This window comes from Xenorhabdus sp. PR6a (assembly GCF_028599065.1).
Taxonomy (GTDB): Bacteria; Pseudomonadota; Gammaproteobacteria; order Enterobacterales; family Enterobacteriaceae; genus Xenorhabdus; species Xenorhabdus doucetiae.
Map to the genome: position 1 here is coordinate 21,897 of NZ_JAQRFJ010000027.1, position 23,441 is coordinate 45,337.

Annotated in this window: 24 protein-coding genes; 7 read left to right on the plus strand and 17 right to left on the minus strand. The window is 46.2% G+C overall.

What is annotated here, in order from left to right; translation table 11 throughout:
• Window positions 1–267: 267 nt before the first annotated feature.
• Window positions 268–747, plus strand: a complete 480-nt coding sequence (locus tag PSI15_RS09205) for an Hcp family type VI secretion system effector (protein WP_273583275.1) — start codon at window positions 268–270, stop codon at window positions 745–747.
• A 1-nt stretch (window position 748) separates the two neighbouring features.
• A complete protein-coding gene (locus PSI15_RS09210) occupies window positions 749–1,552 on the plus strand; it encodes a DUF4225 domain-containing protein (protein ID WP_273583276.1) in 804 nt (267 codons plus the stop codon).
• Between the two features lie 15 nt (window positions 1,553–1,567).
• On the opposite strand, the gene PSI15_RS09215 is transcribed toward PSI15_RS09210, so the two are convergent.
• From PSI15_RS09215 to PSI15_RS09230, 4 genes are all read right to left on the minus strand, one after another.
• Entirely contained in the window at window positions 1,568–1,885 is a 318-nt protein-coding gene (locus PSI15_RS09215) for a hypothetical protein (protein ID WP_273583277.1), read from the minus strand.
• Between the two features lie 53 nt (window positions 1,886–1,938).
• Window positions 1,939–2,262, minus strand: coding sequence for a hypothetical protein (locus PSI15_RS09220; RefSeq protein WP_273583278.1), 324 nt, complete (start codon window positions 2,260–2,262; stop codon window positions 1,939–1,941).
• Window positions 2,263–2,326: 64 nt separating this feature from the next.
• Window positions 2,327–3,664, minus strand: a complete 1,338-nt coding sequence (locus PSI15_RS09225) for an NCS2 family permease (RefSeq protein WP_273583279.1) — start codon at window positions 3,662–3,664, stop codon at window positions 2,327–2,329.
• 127 nt (window positions 3,665–3,791) lie between these two features.
• A complete protein-coding gene (locus PSI15_RS09230) occupies window positions 3,792–4,412 on the minus strand; it encodes a TetR/AcrR family transcriptional regulator (protein WP_273583280.1) in 621 nt (206 codons plus the stop codon).
• A gap of 99 nt (window positions 4,413–4,511) precedes the next feature.
• On the opposite strand from PSI15_RS09230, the gene PSI15_RS09235 reads away from it, so the two are divergent.
• Complete coding sequence (locus PSI15_RS09235; protein ID WP_273583281.1) at window positions 4,512–5,993, plus strand: MFS transporter; 1,482 nt, start codon at window positions 4,512–4,514, stop codon at window positions 5,991–5,993.
• A 91-nt stretch (window positions 5,994–6,084) separates the two neighbouring features.
• Here PSI15_RS09235 and PSI15_RS09240 read toward each other — a convergent pair whose 3' ends face one another.
• The 11 genes from PSI15_RS09240 to greB all read right to left on the minus strand — a co-directional run bounded on the left by PSI15_RS09240 (window position 6,085) and on the right by greB (window position 15,792).
• Window positions 6,085–6,828: an amino acid ABC transporter permease gene (locus PSI15_RS09240; RefSeq protein WP_273583282.1), complete on the minus strand. Its 744-nt coding sequence runs from the start codon at window positions 6,826–6,828 to the stop codon at window positions 6,085–6,087.
• Between the two features lies 1 nt (window position 6,829).
• Complete coding sequence (locus PSI15_RS09245) at window positions 6,830–7,567, minus strand: amino acid ABC transporter permease (protein ID WP_273583283.1); 738 nt, start codon at window positions 7,565–7,567, stop codon at window positions 6,830–6,832.
• 123 nt (window positions 7,568–7,690) lie between these two features.
• Complete coding sequence (locus tag PSI15_RS09250) at window positions 7,691–8,536, minus strand: ABC transporter substrate-binding protein (RefSeq protein WP_273583284.1); 846 nt, start codon at window positions 8,534–8,536, stop codon at window positions 7,691–7,693.
• A gap of 113 nt (window positions 8,537–8,649) precedes the next feature.
• Complete coding sequence (gene phoU / locus PSI15_RS09255; protein ID WP_273583285.1) at window positions 8,650–9,366, minus strand: phosphate signaling complex protein PhoU; 717 nt, start codon at window positions 9,364–9,366, stop codon at window positions 8,650–8,652.
• Between the two features lie 66 nt (window positions 9,367–9,432).
• The gene (gene pstB / locus PSI15_RS09260; protein WP_273583286.1) at window positions 9,433–10,209 is read right to left on the minus strand and encodes a phosphate ABC transporter ATP-binding protein PstB; all 777 of its coding nucleotides are present in this window, start codon (window positions 10,207–10,209) and stop codon (window positions 9,433–9,435) included.
• Between the two features lie 60 nt (window positions 10,210–10,269).
• On the minus strand, window positions 10,270–11,121 hold the full coding sequence (pstA, locus tag PSI15_RS09265; RefSeq protein ID WP_273583297.1) for a phosphate ABC transporter permease PstA: 852 nt from the start codon (window positions 11,119–11,121) through the stop codon (window positions 10,270–10,272).
• A gap of 58 nt (window positions 11,122–11,179) precedes the next feature.
• A complete protein-coding gene (gene pstC / locus PSI15_RS09270; RefSeq protein WP_273583287.1) occupies window positions 11,180–12,166 on the minus strand; it encodes a phosphate ABC transporter permease PstC in 987 nt (328 codons plus the stop codon).
• Window positions 12,163–13,212 (minus strand): phosphate ABC transporter substrate-binding protein PstS, encoded by a 1,050-nt coding sequence (pstS, locus tag PSI15_RS09275; RefSeq protein WP_273583288.1) that lies wholly within the window; start codon window positions 13,210–13,212, stop codon window positions 12,163–12,165. Before pstS ends, pstC begins: the two co-directional genes overlap by 4 nt.
• Before the next feature lie 178 nt (window positions 13,213–13,390).
• The gene (locus PSI15_RS09280) at window positions 13,391–14,404 is read right to left on the minus strand and encodes an ATP-binding protein (protein WP_273583289.1); all 1,014 of its coding nucleotides are present in this window, start codon (window positions 14,402–14,404) and stop codon (window positions 13,391–13,393) included.
• Complete coding sequence (ompR, locus tag PSI15_RS09285; protein WP_273583290.1) at window positions 14,401–15,120, minus strand: osmolarity response regulator transcription factor OmpR; 720 nt, start codon at window positions 15,118–15,120, stop codon at window positions 14,401–14,403. Before ompR ends, PSI15_RS09280 begins: the two co-directional genes overlap by 4 nt.
• A gap of 189 nt (window positions 15,121–15,309) precedes the next feature.
• Window positions 15,310–15,792, minus strand: coding sequence for a transcription elongation factor GreB (gene greB / locus PSI15_RS09290; protein WP_273583291.1), 483 nt, complete (start codon window positions 15,790–15,792; stop codon window positions 15,310–15,312).
• Window positions 15,793–16,096: 304 nt separating this feature from the next.
• Here greB and PSI15_RS09295 point away from each other — a divergent pair, with 304 nt between their 5' ends.
• From PSI15_RS09295 to PSI15_RS09310, 4 genes are all read left to right on the plus strand, one after another.
• Window positions 16,097–18,442, plus strand: a complete 2,346-nt coding sequence (locus PSI15_RS09295; protein ID WP_273583292.1) for a Tex family protein — start codon at window positions 16,097–16,099, stop codon at window positions 18,440–18,442.
• 577 nt (window positions 18,443–19,019) lie between these two features.
• Entirely contained in the window at window positions 19,020–19,247 is a 228-nt protein-coding gene (gene feoA / locus PSI15_RS09300) for a ferrous iron transporter A (protein WP_273583293.1), read from the plus strand.
• Window positions 19,248–19,362: 115 nt separating this feature from the next.
• The gene (gene feoB, locus PSI15_RS09305) at window positions 19,363–21,675 is read left to right on the plus strand and encodes a Fe(2+) transporter permease subunit FeoB (protein ID WP_273583298.1); all 2,313 of its coding nucleotides are present in this window, start codon (window positions 19,363–19,365) and stop codon (window positions 21,673–21,675) included.
• Between the two features lie 22 nt (window positions 21,676–21,697).
• Window positions 21,698–21,937, plus strand: a complete 240-nt coding sequence (locus tag PSI15_RS09310; protein ID WP_273583294.1) for a FeoC-like transcriptional regulator — start codon at window positions 21,698–21,700, stop codon at window positions 21,935–21,937.
• 141 nt (window positions 21,938–22,078) lie between these two features.
• Here PSI15_RS09310 and PSI15_RS09315 read toward each other — a convergent pair whose 3' ends face one another.
• Window positions 22,079–23,146: a flavin-containing monooxygenase gene (locus tag PSI15_RS09315; protein WP_273583295.1), complete on the minus strand. Its 1,068-nt coding sequence runs from the start codon at window positions 23,144–23,146 to the stop codon at window positions 22,079–22,081.
• A complete protein-coding gene (locus PSI15_RS09320; RefSeq protein ID WP_273583296.1) occupies window positions 23,143–23,388 on the minus strand; it encodes an acyl carrier protein in 246 nt (81 codons plus the stop codon). Before PSI15_RS09320 ends, PSI15_RS09315 begins: the two co-directional genes overlap by 4 nt.
• Window positions 23,389–23,441: the final 53 nt, after the last annotated feature.

Consider the following 23,441-nt stretch of genomic DNA (forward strand, 5'->3'; position numbering starts at 1 on the left):
GTGTAATATATCAGATATAAAATATCACATGACTAACAATTAATATTAATCTTCATTATTAAAAATCGCCACATATAAAATAAAAACAACATCCGTTATTCGTAAAAATATCATCATTCAAAAATCACATAACGCAATATAAACAACTAAAAATTCACACATTAACAGGTAATTAATTTTTCTTTATAGGCGAGAAATATTATTTACAAATCAGTGTATTACCTTGTATTTTTATTGCGAACAAAAACAAATCAAGGAAAAAATAAAATGGCCAATATTATTTATTTAACAATCAAAGGAAAAAAACAAGGTTTAATATCTGCTGGTTGCTCGTCAGAAGATTCAATTGGTAACCTTCATCAACGTGGTCATGAAGACCAAATATATATTTATGAATTAAGCCACGCATTATCCAGAGAGCAAAATGTAAATCACTTTCCAATTACAATCAAAAAACCATTAGATAAATCCACTCCATTATTAGGAGTGGCAATATCAAACAATGAGGAATTAGAATGTATATTTGATGTGTACAGAACTGAAAGTAATGGTGGCATAGCACTTTACTTCACAATAAAAATCACAAATGCCACCATAAACAACATCGATATTATTTGCCCTAACTCGCTAACCCATAATGATGTTCAACCACAAGAAATCATTTCCTTAAAGTATAAAAGCATAACGTGGCAACATCATATAGCCGGAACTAGTGGATACAGTATTTGGGATGATAGGGTTTACTAAAATGTTTTACCGAACAAAACCATTAGATTATCATTATGCAACACAGATACCATTATCTGCAAGACGCCTTAATGAAATAGCTTTATCTTCATCTAGATTTATTAGAAACGAAAATATAAAAAACCAATTTTTAAACGAAGTAAGAAAATATTCACAATACTATCTTGATATGCATAGAGGATCATCATACTTTGATTTAAAACAAGAAGCATTAAGTGCACTTAATTCAGAAGCAGAAAATTTAATCCGCCAAGAGAATTTGTTAAAATATAATTTTTACAAACAATATGCCACTATTGAAATCAGAAAAAAACTCGATTTTTCTGATTATATACTAAAAGGAATTGGTATTATTGTAGGAGGAACTCAAATCAGTGCAGGAATAACTATCATGAGCGCAGGAGATGCCAGTGTAGCAGCTTCAGTTGTTGGCAACATAGCCGGTGCTGCGCTCATAGTTCATGGCATAGGTAACATTCAAGAAAATCTTGGAGCTATTATTGAAAATGATGCTAATTTCAAAGGTTATTTACGATATGAATATGCTGCTGAATTTTTAGGTTATAGTAGAAAAACAGGAAGCCTAGTTTATGGTGGAGTTGATTTAATGCTTTCAGGTTATGGATTATTCAGAAGCACATTAAAACCAGAAGCATGGAGATTATTCCATTATATAAACCAAGATTATGTTCGTAGTTACCAGCTTATGCATGGATATGCATTAGGCTTTGAAATAATGGCCGATGGGATTACGATAAAATCGGCCTATGATATATACAATGACCCAAATTACAATAAAACATAAAGAATATAGAAAAACCTATCCTTTATGTTTTCTTATAAACATAAAGGATTTATACCTTAATTTAGGAGAGCAAAAAAACAAAAAGATAAAAATAGCAATAAAAAAGGTCAATGTAACACTAAAATATTCAACGTTTGGAACAAAAAAAACAATAGCAAGAAAACAAAGTAAAATAACAACAAAAGCCATTACTACACCATAAAAACCATGACTTAAAATCAAAATTTCTTTTTTTATATCGTAACCAGATCTCTGAGAAGCAGACTTTATTTTATTTATTTCACTTAATGTAAAACCATGTTCCATCATTAATGTTTCGGTTGTTTTTTCCATAGTTATTTACCTCTGATTTTTATCAAAACACCACATAATTACATAAATAACACTTATTCGTTTTTATATCTTCTCATAAATATAAACGCTCTATAAGATAATCTAAATGACAGCATAAATAAAGCAGGCGGCATTAAAATAATAACAGATATAACAAACCCTATGATATTGGCTTCACCAGCTATTAGAAAGAAAAACGCTAAAACTAAAAATGACAAGGGAATAACAAATACCAACCTATAAAAACGGCTTTCCAGATTAATCATCTCATCTAATAATGTAGTGTTATATTTTTTATTTATGGATGTTAATGATTTTATTTCCTTAGCAGTAAAGCCACTTTCTTGCATTAATTCTTCTATATTGTCTTTGGTCATTTTTTACTCCCAAAGCCTGACAGCATCACGATGTCAGGCTTTTTCATCACTATTTCAATCGTGCTTAATGGGCATCCACAAATACCATTTTCAGCACAAACAGTAGCGTCACGACAAGCACACACGAGCCGACTTCACGCCATTTGCCGGTGCCCAATTTCATGGCACAGTAGGCGATAAAGCCCAGCGCGATGCCTTCGGTAATGGAGAAGCTAAACGGCATCATCACGGCGGTGATAAAAGCCGGGACAGCTTCGGTCAGATCGTGCCATTGCACCCGTGTCAGGCTGGATGTCATCAGGACACCCACATAAACCAAAGCTCCCGCTGTAGCATAGGCGGGCACCATGCTTGCCAGTGGCGAGATAAACATCACCAGCAGGAACAGGATACCAACGACAATCGCAGTCAAACCCGTGCGGCCGCCAACAGACACGCCCGAAGAGCTTTCAATATAGGCGGTCACTGAAGACGTCCCAATATAGGAGCCAGCCACCGAACTGATACTGTCCACGTACAAGGCTTGTTTCATGCGTGGAAATTTACCCTTACTGTCAGCAATCCCCGCTTTATCCGTCACACCAATCAATGTGCCGGAAGAATCAAACAAGTTCACCAGCATAAATGAGAAAATCACGCCGGCCAGCGCGATATCCAGCGCGCCTTTGATATCGACATTACCCACTACGCTCATTACACTCGGCGGCAGATCAAAAATACCGTGATATTCCACATAGCCCATCATCCAACCGATGCCCGTTGTCACGATGATCGAAATCAACACCGCGGCATGGAAATTACGTGCCGCCAGAATAGCAATGATAAAAAAGCCCAATGCCCCCAACAGGACATTATGGGCAGCAAAGTTACCCATTGAGACAATCGTGTCGGGATTAGGCACGATAATGCCGGCATTTTTCAGCCCCATCATCGCAATAAACAGGCCGATGCCACTGGTAATGCCCACACGCAGGCTCAATGGAATATTGGCGATCATCCAGTAACGAATACGAAAGAGCGTCAATATAAACAACCCCACCGCACCCCAAAAAATCGCTCCCATCGCCACCTGCCATGAAATGCCCATCGCGCCGACCACAACAAAGGCAAAAAACGCATTCAACCCCATCGCAGGTGCAACGGCAACGGGCAGATTCGCCACCAATCCCATCATAATGCTGCCAACAGCGGCGATTAAACAGGTGGTGACAAATACCGCTTTAATATCCATACCTGCCACTGCCAGAATTTGCGGGTTAACAAAGACGATATACACCATCGTGAGAAAGGTGGTCAGCCCGGCGATCATTTCGGTACGCGCCGTCGTACCATGTTCCTGTAATTTAAACACACGCTGAAGCAAGCCCTGACGATTAGCAGAGCCAGAAGTGATTGTGCTCATGTAATATTGTTTCCCCAAAAAAGCGAAGTTTTCGGCCTATCCTACAGGAAACCCCTACAAATCGTTACCCTGAAACGATAAAAAAAGAAAACGTTTGCGGTGTGTGTAATCAATAGGTTAAATAACATTATGATTTTTGAGGACATTCATTGTCAGACGATATTTTATTCGATTTCTCTGCTTCTGATGTTGTATTTACAGAAGAATCAGGGGATGGCATGGCAGCCAGAATGTCATTTAAGATATCTCCCCACTCATCCTGTGTGACATCCATTAAGCCGAAAAAACGCAGAACAAATGCTCCCTCTGTCGCTAAAAACGCCAAACGCGCCTGCCGACCCTCTTCCGTCGCTGTATCCAAACCTGCTATGCGTTGTCGATACCAAATTCGGGTTGATTCGAGATGTTCAGGTGTCTGTAATAACGCAGCCAACAAACCCGCCGCCTTTGCCGTTGATGCTTCATCAGATCGCCTGGTCGCTTCAATATGTGCACGTACTGCTGTCAGGGGGTGTGGATTATCTCCGGCCATTTCATGAAACTGTTCGTCATAACTCGCCCCCCAACGCTCAAACATCGCATCAATAAGACCCTCTTTTGTGCTAAAACTGTATTGTACTCCACCTTTGGTAATACCTACCGCCTTCGCCAGTGCATCAATGGTGAGAGCCGCAGCGCCATGTGTTGTGACAATTTGCTCTGCGGCATCCAGCAGAACTTCTCGATCAATTTTCTTGCGTCGTCCCATAAGAACCTCCTTTTCATTAAATACGTATGTATTTATAATGTTCGCCAACAATTCAGTCAAGATTCGGTAAGGTCGCGAACCATATTGGTGAATTTGCTTATGAAATCAAATATCCGTTGGCTTGTACTCGCTATTATTTCCAGTGCACTTTTCTTAGTTGTCGTTGATATGACTGTTCTCTATACCGCTTTGCCACGGCTGACACATGATTTGCGTGCTTCTGCCTCTGAAAAACTGTGGATCATGAATGCCTATACGTTGACCATCGCAGGCTTACTTCCCGCTATGGGGGCATTGAGTGACCGTTTTGGGGCAAAGAAACTGTTTACTCACGGGCTGGCCATTTTCGGCGCTGCATCGCTGATGGCCGCATTTTCCCCCACGCCTGCCATTCTGATTGCTGCCCGTGTGGTTCTTGCTTTTGGTGCGGCGATGATGATGCCGGCAACACTCGCAATAGTCCGGCAAGCATTTGAAGATCCCAACGAAAGGGCGCTTGCCATTGGCATCTGGTCTGCCGTTGCTTCGGGCGGGGCTGCACTTGGCCCTGTTATCGGCGGGTTCCTGCTCGAATATTACTGGTGGGGCTCGGTTTTCCTTATCAATGTCCCGATTGTCCTCGTTGCGTTTGGCTTTGCTCTGGTCGTTATTTCCAAAAGCCCGAACAATCCAAGCCACTCCTTTGACCTGATTGCTTCCGGGCAAATTATGCTTGGGTTGTTCGGTATTACCTATGCAATTAAGGAAATCAGTAAACAAGCCCCGTCATTGGAAACCGCAGCGATAGCGGGCATTATTGGGATTATTTTCACGATCATTTTTGTTCGTCGGCAGCAGCGTTCATCAACGCCCATGATCGATTTCCATCTTTTCCGCAATCGCTCCTTCACGGCAGGAATTATCGCCGCTTTTGTTTCCACCGCCGCTATTGTGGGCATAGAACTCGCCCTCAGCCAAAACTTCCAACTTGCGATGGGATTTTCTCCCCTGCAAGCAGGACTCGCTATCTTACCTATTCCGGTTGCTGCTTTTGTTGCCGGCCCCTTGGCCGGACTTGCCATACCTAAACTGGGTTCCAGGCGGATCACGTGGCTTTCTCTCGCCCTCGCCGGACTGGGTATTTTTGGTTATCTTATCGGTTTGCAATCCGGCATGTGGGTGCAAATGGTGTCGTTAAGCATCATTGGGTTTGGCACTGGCGCAGCAATGACAGCCGCTTCCACGGCCATTATGCTTAATGCGCCGGAAAGCAAGGCGGGCACCGCCGCGTCTATCGAGGAAGTGGCCTATGAGCTGGGAAGTTTAATCGGGATAGCGGTGCTCGGCAGCCTGATGGTAGCCGTCTATTCTGCCTCATTCACCCTTCCGGCTGATATAGGCATCCCAGAGATAGCGCGAAACAGTATTGATGAGGCACTTATCGCCGCAGAAGGGTTAAAGGGAGAAGCCGCACTCTCGCTGATCCATGCTGCACAACAGGCTTTCAATCACTCATTCTTGTCGGTATTGATCGCAGCAGGGACATTGCTATTGTTGACTTCTGCCATGCTCGCCTGGTTCGTAAAAAAGCAACACCAATAACTCTCACTGGCCTGTAAATGATAAAAAAATTCCCTACCGCACAAAGTAGGGAATGAATATAACAGCGAAAATATCTGCCAGGTGCCAGATATTAATTTTGAGGAACCCCAGTCAACGTTTTTTTACGCCAGAATCTGAAGATTGCAGTTTTTTCGCGTTTCACCGAGAAGCGGCGGGCAATAGAATTGGCCATCAACTCCAGTGATAAACACATGACGAAATAAACCAGCGCAACGAATAAAAAGACTTCCATCGGATAAACCATGCTGCGGTTATTGACTTGGGTCGCCAAAAATGACAATTCTGCCACGCCGACGATATAAGCCAATGACGTATCCTTAATTAAGGCAATCCATTGATTGATAAAGGAAGGCACCATCATGCGCAGTGCCTGCGGCAAGACGATATGCCACAGCACTTCCCAACGATTGAAACCCAGTGATAACCCAGCCCGCCATTGACCATCACCTATCGCCAAAATCCCCGCTTTGACGCCATGCGCCAAATACGCCGAAGTAATCAATGCCAGTGCACAGACAACGGTCGTCATTTCAGGAATTTCCATCCCTAATACCACCGGCAACAAGAAATAGGTCCAGAAAATCAGCATAATCACCGGAATCGCGCGGAAAAAACCCAGCACAGCCGCCAATAGGTTGACCCAAAAGCCCCGCAGCATCGCCAGCGCAATTCCCCCTAACGTGCCCAATACGATAGAGATAGTCCCTGCCATGATGCTGATGACCAGCGTCAATGCTGCCCCTGCCAATGGCCCATCGGGAAAGGTGCCTAATAGCAAATAACGCCAGTTTTCTGCAATAACCGTAAAATCCATATCAATACCCTCTTGCCAATATTCTCTGCTGGCGCCATTGTCCCCAGGCTTCCATCACAGCAATCATGGCGATGTAGAGTACCGTCGCAACGCCAAATGCTTCAAAGGTTTGTAAGGATTGAGTTTCTACCTGACGAGAAGCATAGGACAGTTCAGCCACACCAATTGCCATCGTTAATGATGAATTTTTGACGATGTTCATGTATTGCCCCAACAAGGGCGGCATGGCGATTTTCAGTGCCTGTGGCAATACAATGTGGCGCATGGCCTGCCAGGGCGTTAAACCTAACGCATGAGCGGCATATTTCTGCCCGCGCCCGACGCCTTGAATGCCCGCGCGTAATTCTTCCGCCACAAACGGCGCTGAATAGAGGGTCAAGCCGATAAATCCCGCCAAAAATTCAAAGGATGGCCATGCCAGTGTCAGACCGAAAATTAGGGTGTCGTGAGGCGTATTCAACCATATCATCGCCTGTTGCGGCAGAATTTGCCCAGATGCGAAATACCAGAAAAACAGTTGCACTAACAAAGGCGTGTTACGGAATACGGTCGTATAAGCCATGACCAGCCAACGCAGTGGCTTAAGTTGGCTATCCCGAGCCGCGGCAACCACAAAGCCCAGTAAAGTCGAGGAGGCAATGGCACAGGCGGAGAGCCACAAGGTGATCAGAAACCCCTGCCAAAGCCATTGCAGATATTCAGGCGCCAGTAAGCGCTCGGTAATAAATTGCTCGAACATATCATTCACCGCATAAATACGCACCGCATAAACAAGCAACAAAGCCCCAGGATGATGGGGCTAATTTCAGTCTTTGCTTTTAAATTCGTTTTTGTTTTCTGAGTGACACTCTTGCCTGACTCGCTATTTTGCCTGACTCTCCAATGGCGCGAATTTAAAATCACCACGCGGCTGGGCGGATTTGGTTTCTGGGCCAAACCAACGGTTATAGATTTTTTCAGCTTCACCCTCTTTTTCCAGTTTCAGCAAGGTCTGGTTAACCTCATCAACCAGGCGTTGCTCTCCTTTATAAGCGGCTACTGCCTGATATTCGCGGGTAATGCTGAAAGGAGAGATTTCAAAATCGGCTTTCTGGGCTTCGGGGACATTCGCCAGCAGGCCAACCAGTTTCGCATCATCCTGCGTAATCGCCTGAACATTGCCATTTCTCAGCGCCGCAAATGCCAGCGGTGTATCATCATAAGAGATCACTTTTGCGGTTGGATAACGCTCACGCAGGGTAATTTCCTGTACCGTGCCCTTATCTGCACCAATACGCAGTTTGGCAATATCGTCCGGCTTGGTCAGAACGCCTTTGCGGGCAATGAATTTCTGGCCGGTCGCAAAATATGGAATGGAAAAATTAACCTGTTTTGCGCGTTCATCCGTAATCGTGAAGTTAGCAGCAATTAAGTCAATTTTTTTGGAAGAGAGCAGAGGGATGCGGTTTGCTGGGTTCGTTGGACGCAGTTCCAGTTTCACGCCTAAATCATTGGCAATCGCATTGGCGATGTCCACATCATAGCCGGCCAGCTTTTTCGTTTGGGGATCGATAAAACCAAAAGGGGGGTTACTGTCAAATACCGCAATGCGCACCGTACCCGCTTTTTTAATGTCATCCAGTTTATCTGCTTTTGCCACCCCTGAAACTAATGCCAAGCTGGTCAGCAGCGCCGTCACCGCGACGCGAGATTTATTGCCAATCTTCATTGTACACCCCTGTTGGTTATTCATTTTTTATAGACCAACAAAAGCTATCAATTTCGCTATAGCACTTGAAATAATATAAAAAACTATATTTATTCCCTCTTGGAATATATAAACTACTCTTTTTGGGTCAGTAATTTTTCCAGCTGATCACCGCCAATGTGGCGGAAGTCCTGTCCTTTAACGTAGTAGAAGATAAATTCACAAATATTCTGGCAGCGGTCACCAATGCGCCCAATAGAGCGGGCACAAAAGAGTGCGGTCATGACACTCGGAATCGTTCTGGGATCTTCCATCATGTAAGTCATGAGCTGGCGGACAATACTTTCGTATTCCTGATCCACCTTTTTATCTTCACGGTAGATACGGATGGCCTCTTCCAGATCCATACGGGCAAAAGCATCCAACACATCATGCAGCATTTGGATCGTATGGCGCCCCAGTGATTCCAGACTGACCAGCAAGGATTGCTGTTGATGTGAAAATCTTTCAAGCGCGGTCTGGCAGATCTTATCGGCAACATCGCCGATACGCTCCAGTTCAGCAATGGTCTTGGAAATCACCATGATCAAGCGCAGGTCACTGGCCGTCGGTTGGCGCTTTGCAATGATGCGGACACACGCCTCATCAACCGCCACTTCCATCATATTCACCTTCTGGTCATCTTCAATGACTTGCCGTGCCAATACTTCATCCTGGTTGTGCATCGCCAGAATGGCTTTACTGAGCTGTTCTTCCACCAGCCCGCCCATGGTCATCAATTCGGTACGAATATGTTCCAGTTCAGCCGTGAACTGACCAGAGATGTGTTTGCTCAGATTCAGATTGTCCATATTATGTTATACCCCGTTTATGCGCCGCCTATACCCCGTACCGTTATGCCTTGTCTCTGCCCGATATCAACCATAACGGCCAGTAATGTAATCTTCAGTCTGTTTCATCTTCGGTGTGGTAAATAATCTATCGGTATCGCTAAATTCAATCAGTTCACCAAGATACATAAATGCCGTGTAATCCGAACAACGCGCCGCCTGCTGCATGTTGTGGGTGACGATCACGACGGTATATTCCGATTTTAATTCGCTGATTAATTCTTCAATGCGCCCTGTCGAGATAGGATCAAGTGCCGAACAGGGTTCATCCAGCAACAAAACCTCTGGACGGATAGCAATACCACGGGCAATGCACAGACGCTGCTGCTGACCACCGGAAAGGCTATGCCCACTCTGGTGCAATTTGTCTTTGGTTTCGTTCCATAGCGCGGCTTTTGTCAACGCCCATTGGACACGTTCATCCATCTCAGCTCTGGGCAGTTTTTCAAACAGCCGCACCCCGAAAGCAATATTGTCATAAATGGACATCGGGAAAGGGGTCGGCTTCTGAAAGACCATCCCAACTTTGGCACGCAGCAAGGCAATGTCTTGTTTGTCTGTCAGGATATTCGTGCCATCCAGAATCATTTCACCTTCAGCCCGCTGCTCGCCGTACAATTCATACATTTTGTTGAAAGTACGCAGTAACGTTGATTTACCACAGCCCGATGGCCCGATAAAGGCGGTCACCTTATTTTGTGCGATATTCAGCGTAATATTTTTCAACGCATGAAATTTGCCGTAATAGAAGTTCAGATCACGTACCTGAATTTTACTTCCTGCGATGTCATTAGCCTTATTCATCAGCACTTGTCTCTTTAATCACTTTCCATCAACGAATAGCCTGTTAATTTTGAAAAAATATTAGTGTTTTTTCTTCGCAAACAGCACACGCGCCACAATGTTAATTAACAATACACACAGCGTAATCAGCAATACTCCCGCCCATGCCAACTGCTGCCAGTCAGAAAATGGACTTAAGGCAAACTTGAAAATCGTGACAGGTAAGTTTGCAATCGGCTGGTTAAGATCCGTACTCCAAAACTGGTTGGAAAGAGAAGTGAACAACAAGGGCGCTGTTTCACCCGCGATACGGGCAATCGCCAGCAATACCCCCGTCATAATGCCGGATATCGACGCCTTTAAGGTAATGGCCGAGATCATTTTCCATTTCGGTGTTCCCAGTGCATAAGCCGCTTCACGCAAGCTATCCGGCACCAGTTTCAGCATGTTTTCCGTGGTGCGAATAACAATGGGGATCTGCAACAGTGCCAGTGCCATGACGCCAGCCCAACCCGAAAAGTGTTGCATCCTCACGACCACCACCGTGTAGACAAATAATCCGACCACAATCGAAGGGGCTGAAAGCAAGATGTCGTTAATAAAGCGGATAATTTCTGCCAGCCATGAACGGTGACCATATTCCGCCAGATAAATGCCCGCCAGAATTCCCAATGGCGTTCCAAACACTGTCGCCCAGAAGAGAAGCAAGCCACTGCCGACAATGGCATTTGCCAGCCCGCCGCCCTCGGTATTGGGTGGTGGCGTCATGTCAGTAAACAACGCCAGCGACATCCCATCAATGCCTTTAGTAACGGTGGAGATTAAAATCCAGCCCAGCCAGAATAAACCAAATGCCATTGTTGCCACGGAGAGCATCAACGCCAGCCGATTTTTCTGGCGACGCCATGACTGCCGGCGGAGGCGGTTTTTCATGTCCACGGCGCTGACTGTATTGCCTGAACGTGACGCTTGATTATCGGGGATTGTCATCTCAGCGCCCCTCATTTTTTGCCAGACGCATAATCATCAATCTCGACAACGCCAACACAATAAAAGTGATGACAAACAAAATCAGCCCCAGTTCCATCAATGCGGCGGTATGCAGACCTGAATCGGCCTCCGCAAATTCATTCGCCAGCGCAGACGTGATGCTGTTCCCCGGCATGTACAGCGACAAACTGTCAAGTTGGTAGGTATTGCCGATAATAAAGGTGACCGCCATGGTTTCTCCCAATGCCCGACCCAGCCCCAACATAACGCCACCAATCACCCCATTCTTGGTATAAGGCAAGACGATATGCCAAATCACTTCCCATGTTGTACAACCGATGCCGTAGGCAGATTCTTTCATCATCACGGGGGTCTGTTCAAACACATCACGCATGACAGAGGCGATATAGGGGATAATCATGATGGCAAGAATGACACCCGCCGCCAGAATGCCAATACCAAAGGCAGGACCAGAAAACAATTCTCCCACGATGGGAATGCTTGAGAGCGCATCGCCAACGGGTTGCTGAAAATAAGTGGCAAACAGCGGCGCAAAGACAAACAAACCCCACATGCCGTAAACAATGCTGGGGATCGCCGCCAATAGCTCAATCGCCACCCCCAACGGACGTTTCAGCCAGTTCGGTGCCAATTCCGTCAGAAACAGGGCGATACCAAAACTCACCGGAACTGCAATGATCAGGGCGATGAGTGACGTCATCAAGGTGCCATAAATCGGTATCAATGCGCCAAACACCCCTGCGGGTGCATCCCAATCTTTGTGCCATAAGAAAGCAAAGCCAAATGCTTGTATACTCGGCCAGGACGCAATGATCAGCGAAATGATAATACCGCCCAACAACAATAAAGTCAGCAACGCCGCCAATCTGACCAGCGTGCTGAAAATAATATCGCCATTTTTGCCTGGTGCTTTCAATACCGTTTTACGTTCTGCCGTTTGACGTTCGGCCATACGTTTAATTCTCATTTTGCGTTATATAGCGGTTTGCCATCGCGGTCTTTAATATTGCTCTTCCATGCTGCACGCACCTGACTGACCACTTCTTCCGGCAGCGCGGCATAATCCAGATCTTTCGCCTGTTTTTTACCTTTGTCGTAAGCCCAATCGAAGAATTTCAGCACCTCGGCACCCTTCGCCGCATTTGCCGGTTGTTGGTGGATGAGAATAAAGGTGGTGGAAGTAATCGGCCACGCATTACCGCCTTTCTGGTTTGTCAGATCCTGAGCAAAGCTGCGGTGCCAATCCGCCCCTTGCGCTGCGGCACTGAAGTTCTCTTCGGTAGGTGCCAGCACATTACCCTCCGCGGAAACCAGTTTGGTATAAGCCAGATGATTCTGCTTGGCATAGGCATATTCGACATAACCAATCGAGCCGGGCAGACGCTGGACAAAGGCCGCAATCCCGTCATTGCCTTTGCCGCCCAATCCGGTTGGCCATTTGACGGTCGAACCCGCGCCCACTTTCTGTTTCCAGTCTTGATTAACTTTGGACAGGTAGCGAGTGAAGACGTAAGAAGTGCCTGATCCGTCAGCCCGACGAACCACAGCAATGTTTTGATCTGGCAATTTGAGATTTGGATTTAGCTTTGCAATCGCCGGATCATTCCATTTTTTGATATGACCCAGATAAATATCACCCAGAGTGTTACCATCCAGAATCAACTGACCCGCTTTAATACCGGAAATGTTCACGGCCAGCACAATCCCCCCAATGACCGTTGGGAATTGGAACAGGCCATCAGCCACGAGCTTTTCATCAGAAAGGGGCGCATCAGAGGCACCAAAATCAACCGTATTGGCAATAATCTGTTTGACGCCGCCCGAAGATCCGATGCCTTGATAATTGATTTTGTTTCCGGTTTCTTTCTGATAAGAATCCGCCCATTGGGTATAGACCGGTGCTGGAAATGTTGCACCGGCTCCCGTCAGGCTGGTCGCAGCAAGTGAAGACAGGGATGTCATGGCAAATACAGTGACCATGATGTTCGCCACGGTGGTACGCATTGATTTCATACTCTCTCTCCGACTGTGATACTCATCATCAATTACAAAAATGTCAGATATCACTGACAGTTTGTTTTTTAAAATAAAAAGTAGATCGAGAAGAAAAATAGATGAATTCAATGACAATAAAATGTATGAATTATGACATTTTTATGACAGGTTGATGATGGGCAGTTTCAGCAGTGACTTATTTTTTTGCGCTCAATGGAATAGATACACGAATGGATAGCCCCTGTTTTTCACTACTGGCTACCTGAATATCCCCCGCGTGGCTATCGATGATACGGCGAATGATCGCCAGCCCCAGCCCCACGCCGTTATTCAAGCCTGCCCGAACACCCTGCGTAAACGGCTGGAATAAAACCGCGGCTTCTTCTTGCGTCATTCCGCTGCCGTTGTCCTCAACCTGAAACCAGCCAAAGTGTTCTGTTGCGCCACTACTGATGCGAATCCATCCATTACCGTAACGTCGGGCATTGGTGAACATATTGACCAAGACTCGCTTGATGGAAAAGGGATGGGCTGAAATAAAAATCGAGTCCGCAGACAGGCGATTTTCAATATCGACATCGGCCGCACAACGTTGTTCTGCCTCAATCACCTCTCCAAGCAACCCATTCAATTCACAACATGTCATCGGCATATCCTGTCCCGCCCGCTGATAAACAATGAACTGATCAATCATGGCGTTGCACTCTTCAATGTCCTGATGGATAGATTCCATCAGAAAATCATCTTTTCCCTCCATCATTTCCATCGCCAGACGAATACGGGCAAGCGGAGTACGCAAGTCATGGCTCACGCCCGCCATCAATACGGCTCGCTCACTTTCCTGTGATTTCAGCTCTACCGACAACTGGTTAAGCGCGCTGCTCACAGAACGGATGGCGGGAGCGCCCATTTCAGGCAATGGTGATACTTTTGTGCCTTTTCCCATGTCGGTGACTGCTTTTTGCATCGCCTGCAATGACTGTCTTTGGATAGCGAAATATCGCCAGAACACAGCAGATGCGAATAGTGCCACCACAAAAACACTGATAAAGAGATAAGGAAATACCGCATTAAAAGGAAGTGCTTCCGGCACCACCAGCAGCAAGGTGACCAGGGCACTGAACAGCAAGCTGCCCAGTATTAAATACAGGGCATAAGAAAACAACGTACGCAGCGCAAACCAACATTTTTTCACATTGCGCTTTTTCATACCTTACTTCCATCAGGAACAAAAACGTATCCCAACCCCCAAACCGTCTGGATATAGCGAGGATGGCTAGGTTCTTCTTCAATCAGGCGACGCAAGCGAGAAATTTGAACATCAATGGAACGCTCCATCGCCCCGTACTCTCGTCCCTTGGCTAAACTCATTAATTTGTCCCGTGATAATGGTTCACGGGGGTGAGTCACCAACACCTTCAGCACGGAAAATTCCCCACTGGTCAAAGATAACAACTCATCTTGATGAAACATTTCACGTGTTCCAAGATCAAGTGTAAATCTGCCAAACTTAATCACCGCATCATCCGGCGTCGGCGCTCCCGGCAATTCATTGGTCTGTCGCCGCAAGACTGCCCGCATACGTGCCAACAGTTCACGCGGGTTAAACGGCTTGGCAAGGTAATCATCAGCGCCAATTTCAAGCCCCACAATCCGATCAACCTCTTCCCCTTTCGCGGATACCATGATGATTGGGATCGAATGATGCTGACTTCTCAGCCTTCGACAGATAGACAATCCATCTTCGCCTGGCAACATTAAATCCAGGACAATCAATTGAATGGATTCTCTGGTTAATAAACGATCCATCTGCTCTGCATTTGCTGCACTACGCACTTGAAACCCCTGCTCGGATAAATAGCGTTCCAATAGTGCCCGCAAACGCATATCATCATCAACAACAAGGATCTTATAACTCTCTTGCATGTTTCAGCTCCCAAGATGCTCCATGCCCGCAACATCCATCACTAGAAAACCCATAATTCCAATAGAGACTTAACCTCACGTATTTTAAGGCCACTAATGGCATTAGCAATCATTGCTTATGCTTTGGTTTTCTCTCCTTGTTCTCCCTATTTCCGTCAAATTATATTTCCGCTGAACAACCACTGTGGTTTATGCCAAAGGCTGATAGCTGATTGCCAGTATCCAGTAAGTCACCTTGCCGTTCGGTGTCATCACCGTAACTTCATCATCAATCTGCTTACCCAGTAACGCCCTTGCCACCGGGGAATCAATGGAGATCCACTTCTTGGCGGGATCGAATTCATCCGGCCCGACCAACCGAAAAATGTGCTCTTCCTCATGCTCATTTTCAACTTTTACCCATGCGCCAAAAAAGACTTTTCCTTCCTGTCGCGGGTCAGGGTCAACAATTTGCAGTACATCCAAACGCTTGGACAAAAAGCGTACACGACGGTCAATTTCTCTTAATCTTTTTTTACCATAAATGTACTCTGCATTCTCTGAACGATCCCCCAATGCAGCGGCATCTGATACCGCTTGAGTAACTTTGGGACGTTCAACTTTCCAGAGATATTTCAATTCCTGATCAAGCGCATGCCAACCTTCGCGGGTAATATAGTGACTTTTGGTCATGAAAAACTCACTTGAGAAAAGATGATTAATGGCGCAGTACTATATCTCATCAATTCTTATATCTCATCAATTCTCAACGCTCATCAACTCAATCTCAATCCAGCAGATATTCGCGGAATTTTGTCGCTACGTGACCGAAATATCGCGCTAAACTGGAAATTATTGCGTTCAGCACGTATAAATGGAGCCAGTTTGAACCATGCCGATACTGTCTCAGATAAAATTTGATCTGATCCGGTTCTGTCTGATGATGTCTCAGGATATCTACAGACGCTAAGAAAGTGAAAGTTGAAGAAAACAGACCATGAATGAATCTTTAAGTCGAATCATTGCCGGTGAGCTACAGGCTCAGCCACAGCAAGTCCAAGCAGCCATTACCCTGCTCGATGAGGGCAATACCGTTCCCTTTATCGCCCGTTACCGTAAAGAGGCCACCGGTGGTCTGGATGATACACAGCTTCGCCAACTCGAAAACCGTCTCGGTTATCTGCGCGAACTCTCCAGCCGCCGCCAAACTATTCTGAAATCGATTGAGGAACAGGGAAAGTTAACCGTTGAGCTTGCAGAAGCGATTAACACTACGTTAAGCAAGACCGAGTTGGAAGATCTGTACCTGCCCTATAAACCTAAACGTCGTACCCGCGGACAAACCGCGATTGAAGCCGGCCTGGAGCCTCTGGCCGATCTGTTATGGCAAGATCCGCAACAAGAACCTGAACAGGCGGCAGCCGCTTATGTTGATGCTGACAAAGGGGTTGCGGATACCAAAGCGGCATTGGATGGCGCACGTTATATCCTGATGGAGCGTTTCGCCGAAGATGCGACGCTGTTGGCAAAAGTCCGTGAATACTTGTGGAAAAATGCCCATTTGGTCGCCAACGTTGTCGAGGGCAAAGAGCAAGAGGGGGCGAAATTCAGCGATTATTTCGATCACCACGAAGCCATCGCGACTGTGCCTTCCCACCGTGCTCTTGCCATGTTCCGTGGACGTAATGAAGGCATCCTGCAACTCTCTTTAAATGCTGATCCACAATTTGAGGAAGCCGTAAAAGAGAGCTACTGCGAACAAATTATTACCGATCACCTTAACCTGCGCCTGAATAATGCACCGGCTGACAATTGGCGCAAAGCCGTGGTGAACTGGACATGGCGCATCAAAGTGCTGCTGCATCTGGAAACCGAACTGATGGGCACGCTGCGCGAAAAAGCCGAAGACGAAGCCATCAACGTTTTCGCCCGTAACCTAAATGACCTGCTGATGGCAGCACCTGCGGGGATGCGCGCAACAATGGGTCTTGACCCAGGCCTGCGCACCGGGGTAAAAGTCGCCGTTGTTGACGCGACGGGCAAACTGATTGCCACCGATACCATTTATCCGCACACCGGACAGGAAAATAAAGCCGCGGCAATCGTCGCCGCCCTGTGTACCAAACATCAAGTGGAACTGGTTGCGATTGGCAATGGTACTGCCTCCCGTGAAACAGAGCGTTTCTTTGCCAACGTTCAGAAACAGTATCCTGACGTCACCGCACAGAAAGTGGTGGTCAGCGAAGCGGGCGCCTCCGTCTATTCGGCTTCTGAATTGGCTGCACAAGAATTTCCTGATCTGGATGTTTCCCTACGGGGCGCCGTTTCCATCGCCCGCCGCCTGCAAGATCCGCTGGCTGAACTGGTGAAAATCGAACCTAAATCTATCGGTGTTGGTCAATACCAGCATGATGTCAGCCAGACTCAACTGGCTAAAAAACTGGATAACGTCGTTGAAGACTGTGTAAACAGCGTCGGCGTTGACCTGAATACCGCTTCTGTCGGCTTGCTGACTCGCGTTGCTGGCCTGACTCGCTCTGTCGCCCAAAATATCGTTAACTGGCGCGATGAAAATGGTCGTTTTGACAACCGTAATCAATTATTGAAAGTGAGCCGTCTGGGGCCAAAAGCCTTCCTGCAATGTGCGGGCTTTCTGCGTATCAATCAGGGTGATAACCCGCTGGACGCTTCAACCGTTCACCCGGAAGCCTATCCCGTGGTTGAGAAGATCTTGGCAACGACCGAGCAGACCCTGTCTGAACTGATGGGCAATTCGGCTAATCTGCGTCATTTGAACGCTCTGGATTTCACGACAGAAAAATTCGGTATTCCAACCATTACTGACATTCTGAAAGAACTGGAAAAACCGGGACGCGATCCACGTCCTGAATTCAAAACAGCCACATTTGCCGATGGCGTTGAAACCATGAACGACCTGCAAACGGGCATGATTTTGGAAGGTACTGTCACTAACGTCACCAATTTCGGTGCATTTGTGGACATCGGTGTCCATCAGGATGGTCTGGTTCATATCTCCTCGCTCTCTGATCGCTTTGTCGAGAATCCACATACCGTCGTCAAAACAGGCGATATTGTGAAAGTGAAGGTGATGGATGTGGATCTCAACCGCAAGCGTATTGCACTGACCATGCGCCTTGATGAGCAACCGGGTGAAACCCAAGCACGCCGTACTTCTCAAGGTGGTAACCGTCAAAATGACCAAGGCCGTAATAACCGCAATGATAATGGCAGGAATCGCCAAACTTCGCGTTCGGGTTCTGCACCCTTGGCCAACAGCGCCATGAGTGATGCACTGGCTGCTGCTTTTGGTAACAAACGTTAATTTAGCAAAAATGTTAGCTTATTAAATGAGTTCCCGAACTGGCCAATGACGCCAGTTCGGGAAAGATAAAAAAGCGATGATTTTCATCATGATGTTGCTATTTATTGCTGACGTGATCAATTTGAATAAGTGATAACATCTGCATATTTTTATTCATGTCACCTGTCAACCATCCACAATAACCTACGTTATAATAGGTAGTTAGTGCATAACATCACCTATTAATAATATCCTAATACAAAAAGCGAATATAACGCCCATCAATCATTGGCTAATTTAATAAAAAAATAAAAATCAATAAGTCCTGTTTATTAATAGGCCTTATTAATAAAGACATTTCTCCACGTATTAATCCGTCTTGATAATGCGTTATTTGCAATTAAATCATCATTAATTTGATTAATATCAATTCATTCCCTTATTATCCGGTATAAATAGCTGACATCGCAGTTGCGTATTATTATCATTAGCAATTAGAATTCAGAGAAATTACCGTACTTTTTTCTTGTGGTTCTCCCTTTATTGAGGATAATAATTCTTATAATCACTTATTTTTTCACTTAGAATGGAGATTTATATGGTTCTTATTCCAGAACGTAGATACAAAATTCTGGGATTTTCTCCAGAGATTAGCCCGGCTTACCGACAAAAATTATTGTCACTTGGCCTGTTACCTGGCTCAACATTTCAGGTTATTCGCTTCGCTCCATTGGGCGATCCAATACAAATCGAGACACGCAGAGTCAACCTGACTCTGCGTAAACAAGACCTGGCATTTCTTATGTTGCATGAAGATCTGAACTAACAAAATCCTAAATCAATTGGGAGCAAAATAACCCTCGTTCAGACACGTTTATAACCAGAGTACTAAAGTATTCACTAAGGTACGAAATTCGCTTTCCTGATTGGCAGAAAGTATGATGAAACAATTAACCATTGGCCTGATTGGTAATCCCAATGCTGGCAAAACAACACTCTTTAATCAGCTCACAGGCTCCCGCCAACGAGTGGGAAACTGGGCTGGCGTTACGGTAGAACGCAAAACTGGCCACTTTACTACCCATGACCATCAAGTCGATCTTGTCGACCTGCCTGGAACGTATTCTCTTACTACTATTTCTGAGCAAACTTCTATTGATGAGCAGATTGCCTGCCACTATATCCTCAGTGGTGAGGCAGATATGTTGATCAATGTTGTTGATGCGTCGAATCTGGAACGTAACCTTTATCTCTCACTGCAATTGATTGAACTGGGCATTCCCTGCATTATTGCGCTGAATATGCTAGATATTGCCCAAAGTCAACGTATCAATATTGATATACCCGCACTGGAAAAACGCCTTGGCTGTCCGGTTATCCCGCTGGTTTCAACCCGTGCCACAGGTATAGATGCACTGAAAAAAACCATCGACCATTACCCGCAGCATACTCACCCTGTACAGGTTGATTATCCTGAGACGTTATTGCAGGAAATTTCTCTCCTTTCCGGCCAAATCACAGAGAAATTCACGTCACAACAGCGCCGCTGGCTGGCTTTGCAAATTCTGGAAGGGGATATTTACGGCCGTGAGGTCGCCGGCCTGACGCACACCCAACTAACAGAAAGCAAAGAACGACTGCAAAAACAACAAATTGAAGAGACTGATCTCGCCATTGCAGGTTCACGCTATCAGACCATCAGTGAAATTTGTCTGGCGGTCATTGATACCTGCACAGCCATACCAAACAAACTGACCCAAGTGTTAGATACCGTTGTCCTGAATCGCTGGTTGGGTCTGCCTGTCTTCCTGTTTGTCATGTACCTGATGTTTGTGCTGGCCATCAATATTGGTGGCGCCTTACAGCCTATCTTTGACGGCGCTTCCTCCGCCATTTTCATCGATGGAATGCAATGGCTCGGCCATACACTCCATTTCCCGAATTGGCTGACGGTATTCCTTGCCCAGGGAATGGGTGGAGGCATTAACACGGCACTGCCGTTGGTTCCCCAAATTGGCATGATGTACCTGTTCCTTTCCTTTCTGGAAGACTCAGGCTACATGGCGAGAGCGGCATTTGTCATGGACAGGCTGATGCAGGCAATCGGATTGCCGGGTAAATCTTTTGTACCTTTGATTGTTGGCTTTGGTTGTAACGTCCCTGCCGTGATGGGTTCAAGGACACTGGATGCCCCTCGTGAGCGTTTGATTACCATTATGATGGCTCCGTTTATGTCCTGCGGGGCAAGGTTGGCGATCTTTGCCGTCTTTGCTGCGGCTTTCTTCGGCAAAGATGGCGCCAGCATCGTTTTCTCTCTGTACATATTGGGGATTGTCATCGCTATCCTGACAGGGCTGCTGCTCAAATACACCCTGATGCGTGGTGAAGCCTCGCCATTTGTTATGGAACTGCCGGTCTATCACGTTCCCCATGCCAAAACCCTGCTGCTCCAGACATGGCAGAGACTGAAAGGTTTTGTGATCCGAGCCGGTAAGGTGATTGTCGCAGCGAGCATGTTGATTGGCGCCCTGAACAGTTTTTCTTTCTCCGGTAAGACGGTGGATAATATCAACGAATCGGCGCTGGCTTCCGTTAGTAAAGTGCTCACTCCTGTCTTGCACCCCATTGGTGTGCATCCCGATAACTGGCAAGCAACCGTTGGCCTGATTACCGGCGCGATGGCAAAAGAAGTGGTTGTGGGCACCCTAAATACCCTCTATACCGCAGAAAACATTACGCAAGGGCCATTTAATCCAGATGAGTTCCATCTACTGGATCAACTCAAAGATGCGGTCGCAGAAACCTGGGATAGCCTGAAAGAAACCTTTACCTTGAGTGCACTTTCTAACCCGATTGAAGCCAGCAAAGGTGATGGCAATATGGATCGCAGTTCGATGGGAACGATGAGCGCCAAATTTGGCTCTGCCATTTCCGCTTACAGTTACCTGATTTTCGTCCTGCTGTACGTGCCTTGTGTTTCTGTCATGGGAGCCATCGCCCGTGAAACCAGCCGTGGTTGGATGATATTCTCCATTTTGTGGGGATTGAACGTTGCTTATTCTCTGTCAGCGCTGTTTTATCAAGTGACAACGTTTTCCGCTCATCCACAAAGTAGCCTAATTACCATTGCCGCCGTGATCCTGCTTAACATTCTGATCATTATTGGCTTACGCCGCGCCCGCAGCCGGGTTACTGTCACGTTTAACAACGCGACTCGCCGTAACTGCGAATGCTCAGACAATAGCTGTCACTAGCCAGAGCCATGAGGAGCCATAAATGATTAACCTGCTGAAAGTCAGAGATGCTATTGCTCTCAATGGGCGAACTGACGCGAGGTCATTGAGCCATCAGTTTTCAGCACCGCTGCCAATGGTGGAAGCCATGCTCAAGCAGCTTGTCATCATGGGTAAACTGGAGGAAGTGGATACTTCCTCCTGCCTCAGCGGAGGCTGCAAGCAGTGCCCGGAAACGCAGAAATGTGATACTAAGGCGTATCAGCTTGCGGTGAAGAAATAGGGAAGGAATGACCCCGTAGTAGAGAGCAATCACTCGTAATGGAGTCATTTTTTGTTACGTGAAATCATGGTCTTTTTGTATGAACCCATTTCGTTGTTAACTGACATGGTTGAGTACTGTTATCAGGCATATCAGATGTGGTTAAAATTTCAGCTCTTGTTCCACCCACTGTGCGACACGTTGTGCATCCCTGCCTGCACCGAGTAATAACTCAGAGCTACGACTGCTGAGCCATTTTCTGCCGACAACAAACAAACCGGGATAAGATGTTTTCCCCCCGTTCATATGACCGCTCTCGCAGATGAAACCTTGCGCATTACTAACGCCAGGTAAGGTTAACCAATCAGTGGCTTCCTTATACCCTACACACCAAATCAATCCGTCAATGTGATATTTTTTACCTTGTTGGTCATACAGTGTTTCATTTTCAGCTTTTACTAATTTTTGCGCTATTTGCACATTGAGCGCGGACAGATGTTTGTTATTAAGCTCACCACATGGGATTGGATTACGTCGTTGCACTATTTTGCCAGCCAAGCTCGACACATCTGCATACAATATCTTTGACTTATGTAGCCACCAGAACAGATCTTTGCCCAGCACCCTATTGGGTACGAGAGGCCGGGGAGTACCGCAAAATAGAGTCACTTTCATGGAAGAAGAAAGCTCCTGTGCTATCTGCCGGCCACTGGCACCATCACCGATGACCGCAATTCGGGAGCCTACTTGAAATTGCGCTGGGTTCAGATAACGGTCAGCCGTCAGTTGCTGGACAGAAGGGGAAAAATTGCCTGCCATGTCAGGAATAATTGGGGTTTGATTAGCACCAGTTGCATTAACTAAACAAGGAGCCGAAAACTGCTCCCCTTTTTGAGTTGTCAAAGTAAACAATCCATCCTGATGTTTAACACTGGCAACCTGCATGCCCGTTAATACATTTAGGTTGTGATGATGTGCGTAGCGTTCCAGATAATCCGCTATCTCATCCTTGCAAGGGTAACCATCTGGAGAACCCGGCAAAGGAAAATCAGGAAGTTGGCTCATCATGCGAGAAGTGAACAACAACATATTGTCGGGGCGCCTGCGCCAGACATCGCCAATACGCTGGTCTCGTTCCAGAATCAATGTATTGATTCTTTTTTTGTTAAGAATAGCAGCCAGTGTTAATCCCGCTTGCCCAGCACCAACGATCAAACAATCAATTTTCATGATGCCTGCTCCAATTGCAGTATATGCTCAGACAAAGCGTGGATAGTGGGATATTCATAACCAAGAATAGGATCCAACTTTCGCTGCAATACTTTTTCTAACTGACTAATCAGTGTTACCCTACTCGCAGAGTCCAGACCCAAGCTATCGAAAGAAACATGCTCACCGATGGGAATACTATGGCGTTGGAAATAGGGTGTCAAGTATTCGATTAGCCAGCCTTTTAGCTCCAGTTCAGTCATGTTATGCTATATGAACGCATCCCGTTTGCAAGACAAAAATCACGTTGACATCG

Excerpts from the sequence above, each read along its gene's own strand:
- PSI15_RS09205 (WP_273583275.1), top strand. The coding sequence starts at position 268 with ATGGCCAATATTATTTATTTAACAATCAAAGGAAAAAAACAAGGTTTA.
- PSI15_RS09210 (WP_273583276.1), top strand. The coding sequence starts at position 749 with ATGTTTTACCGAACAAAACCATTAGATTATCATTATGCAACACAGATA.
- PSI15_RS09215 (WP_273583277.1), bottom strand. The coding sequence starts at position 1,885 with ATGGAAAAAACAACCGAAACATTAATGATGGAACATGGTTTTACATTA.
- PSI15_RS09220 (WP_273583278.1), bottom strand. The coding sequence starts at position 2,262 with ATGACCAAAGACAATATAGAAGAATTAATGCAAGAAAGTGGCTTTACT.
- PSI15_RS09225 (WP_273583279.1), bottom strand. The coding sequence starts at position 3,664 with ATGAGCACAATCACTTCTGGCTCTGCTAATCGTCAGGGCTTGCTTCAG.
- PSI15_RS09230 (WP_273583280.1), bottom strand. The coding sequence starts at position 4,412 with ATGGGACGACGCAAGAAAATTGATCGAGAAGTTCTGCTGGATGCCGCA.
- PSI15_RS09235 (WP_273583281.1), top strand. The coding sequence starts at position 4,512 with ATGAAATCAAATATCCGTTGGCTTGTACTCGCTATTATTTCCAGTGCA.
- PSI15_RS09240 (WP_273583282.1), bottom strand. The coding sequence starts at position 6,828 with ATGGATTTTACGGTTATTGCAGAAAACTGGCGTTATTTGCTATTAGGC.
- PSI15_RS09245 (WP_273583283.1), bottom strand. The coding sequence starts at position 7,567 with ATGTTCGAGCAATTTATTACCGAGCGCTTACTGGCGCCTGAATATCTG.
- PSI15_RS09250 (WP_273583284.1), bottom strand. The coding sequence starts at position 8,536 with ATGAAGATTGGCAATAAATCTCGCGTCGCGGTGACGGCGCTGCTGACC.
- phoU (WP_273583285.1), bottom strand. The coding sequence starts at position 9,366 with ATGGACAATCTGAATCTGAGCAAACACATCTCTGGTCAGTTCACGGCT.
- pstB (WP_273583286.1), bottom strand. The coding sequence starts at position 10,209 with ATGAATAAGGCTAATGACATCGCAGGAAGTAAAATTCAGGTACGTGAT.
- pstA (WP_273583297.1), bottom strand. The coding sequence starts at position 11,121 with ATGAAAAACCGCCTCCGCCGGCAGTCATGGCGTCGCCAGAAAAATCGG.
- pstC (WP_273583287.1), bottom strand. The coding sequence starts at position 12,166 with ATGAGAATTAAACGTATGGCCGAACGTCAAACGGCAGAACGTAAAACG.
- pstS (WP_273583288.1), bottom strand. The coding sequence starts at position 13,212 with ATGAAATCAATGCGTACCACCGTGGCGAACATCATGGTCACTGTATTT.
- PSI15_RS09280 (WP_273583289.1), bottom strand. The coding sequence starts at position 14,404 with ATGAAAAAGCGCAATGTGAAAAAATGTTGGTTTGCGCTGCGTACGTTG.
- ompR (WP_273583290.1), bottom strand. The coding sequence starts at position 15,120 with ATGCAAGAGAGTTATAAGATCCTTGTTGTTGATGATGATATGCGTTTG.
- greB (WP_273583291.1), bottom strand. The coding sequence starts at position 15,792 with ATGACCAAAAGTCACTATATTACCCGCGAAGGTTGGCATGCGCTTGAT.
- PSI15_RS09295 (WP_273583292.1), top strand. The coding sequence starts at position 16,097 with ATGAATGAATCTTTAAGTCGAATCATTGCCGGTGAGCTACAGGCTCAG.
- feoA (WP_273583293.1), top strand. The coding sequence starts at position 19,020 with ATGGTTCTTATTCCAGAACGTAGATACAAAATTCTGGGATTTTCTCCA.
- feoB (WP_273583298.1), top strand. The coding sequence starts at position 19,363 with ATGAAACAATTAACCATTGGCCTGATTGGTAATCCCAATGCTGGCAAA.
- PSI15_RS09310 (WP_273583294.1), top strand. The coding sequence starts at position 21,698 with ATGATTAACCTGCTGAAAGTCAGAGATGCTATTGCTCTCAATGGGCGA.
- PSI15_RS09315 (WP_273583295.1), bottom strand. The coding sequence starts at position 23,146 with ATGAAAATTGATTGTTTGATCGTTGGTGCTGGGCAAGCGGGATTAACA.
- PSI15_RS09320 (WP_273583296.1), bottom strand. The coding sequence starts at position 23,388 with ATGACTGAACTGGAGCTAAAAGGCTGGCTAATCGAATACTTGACACCC.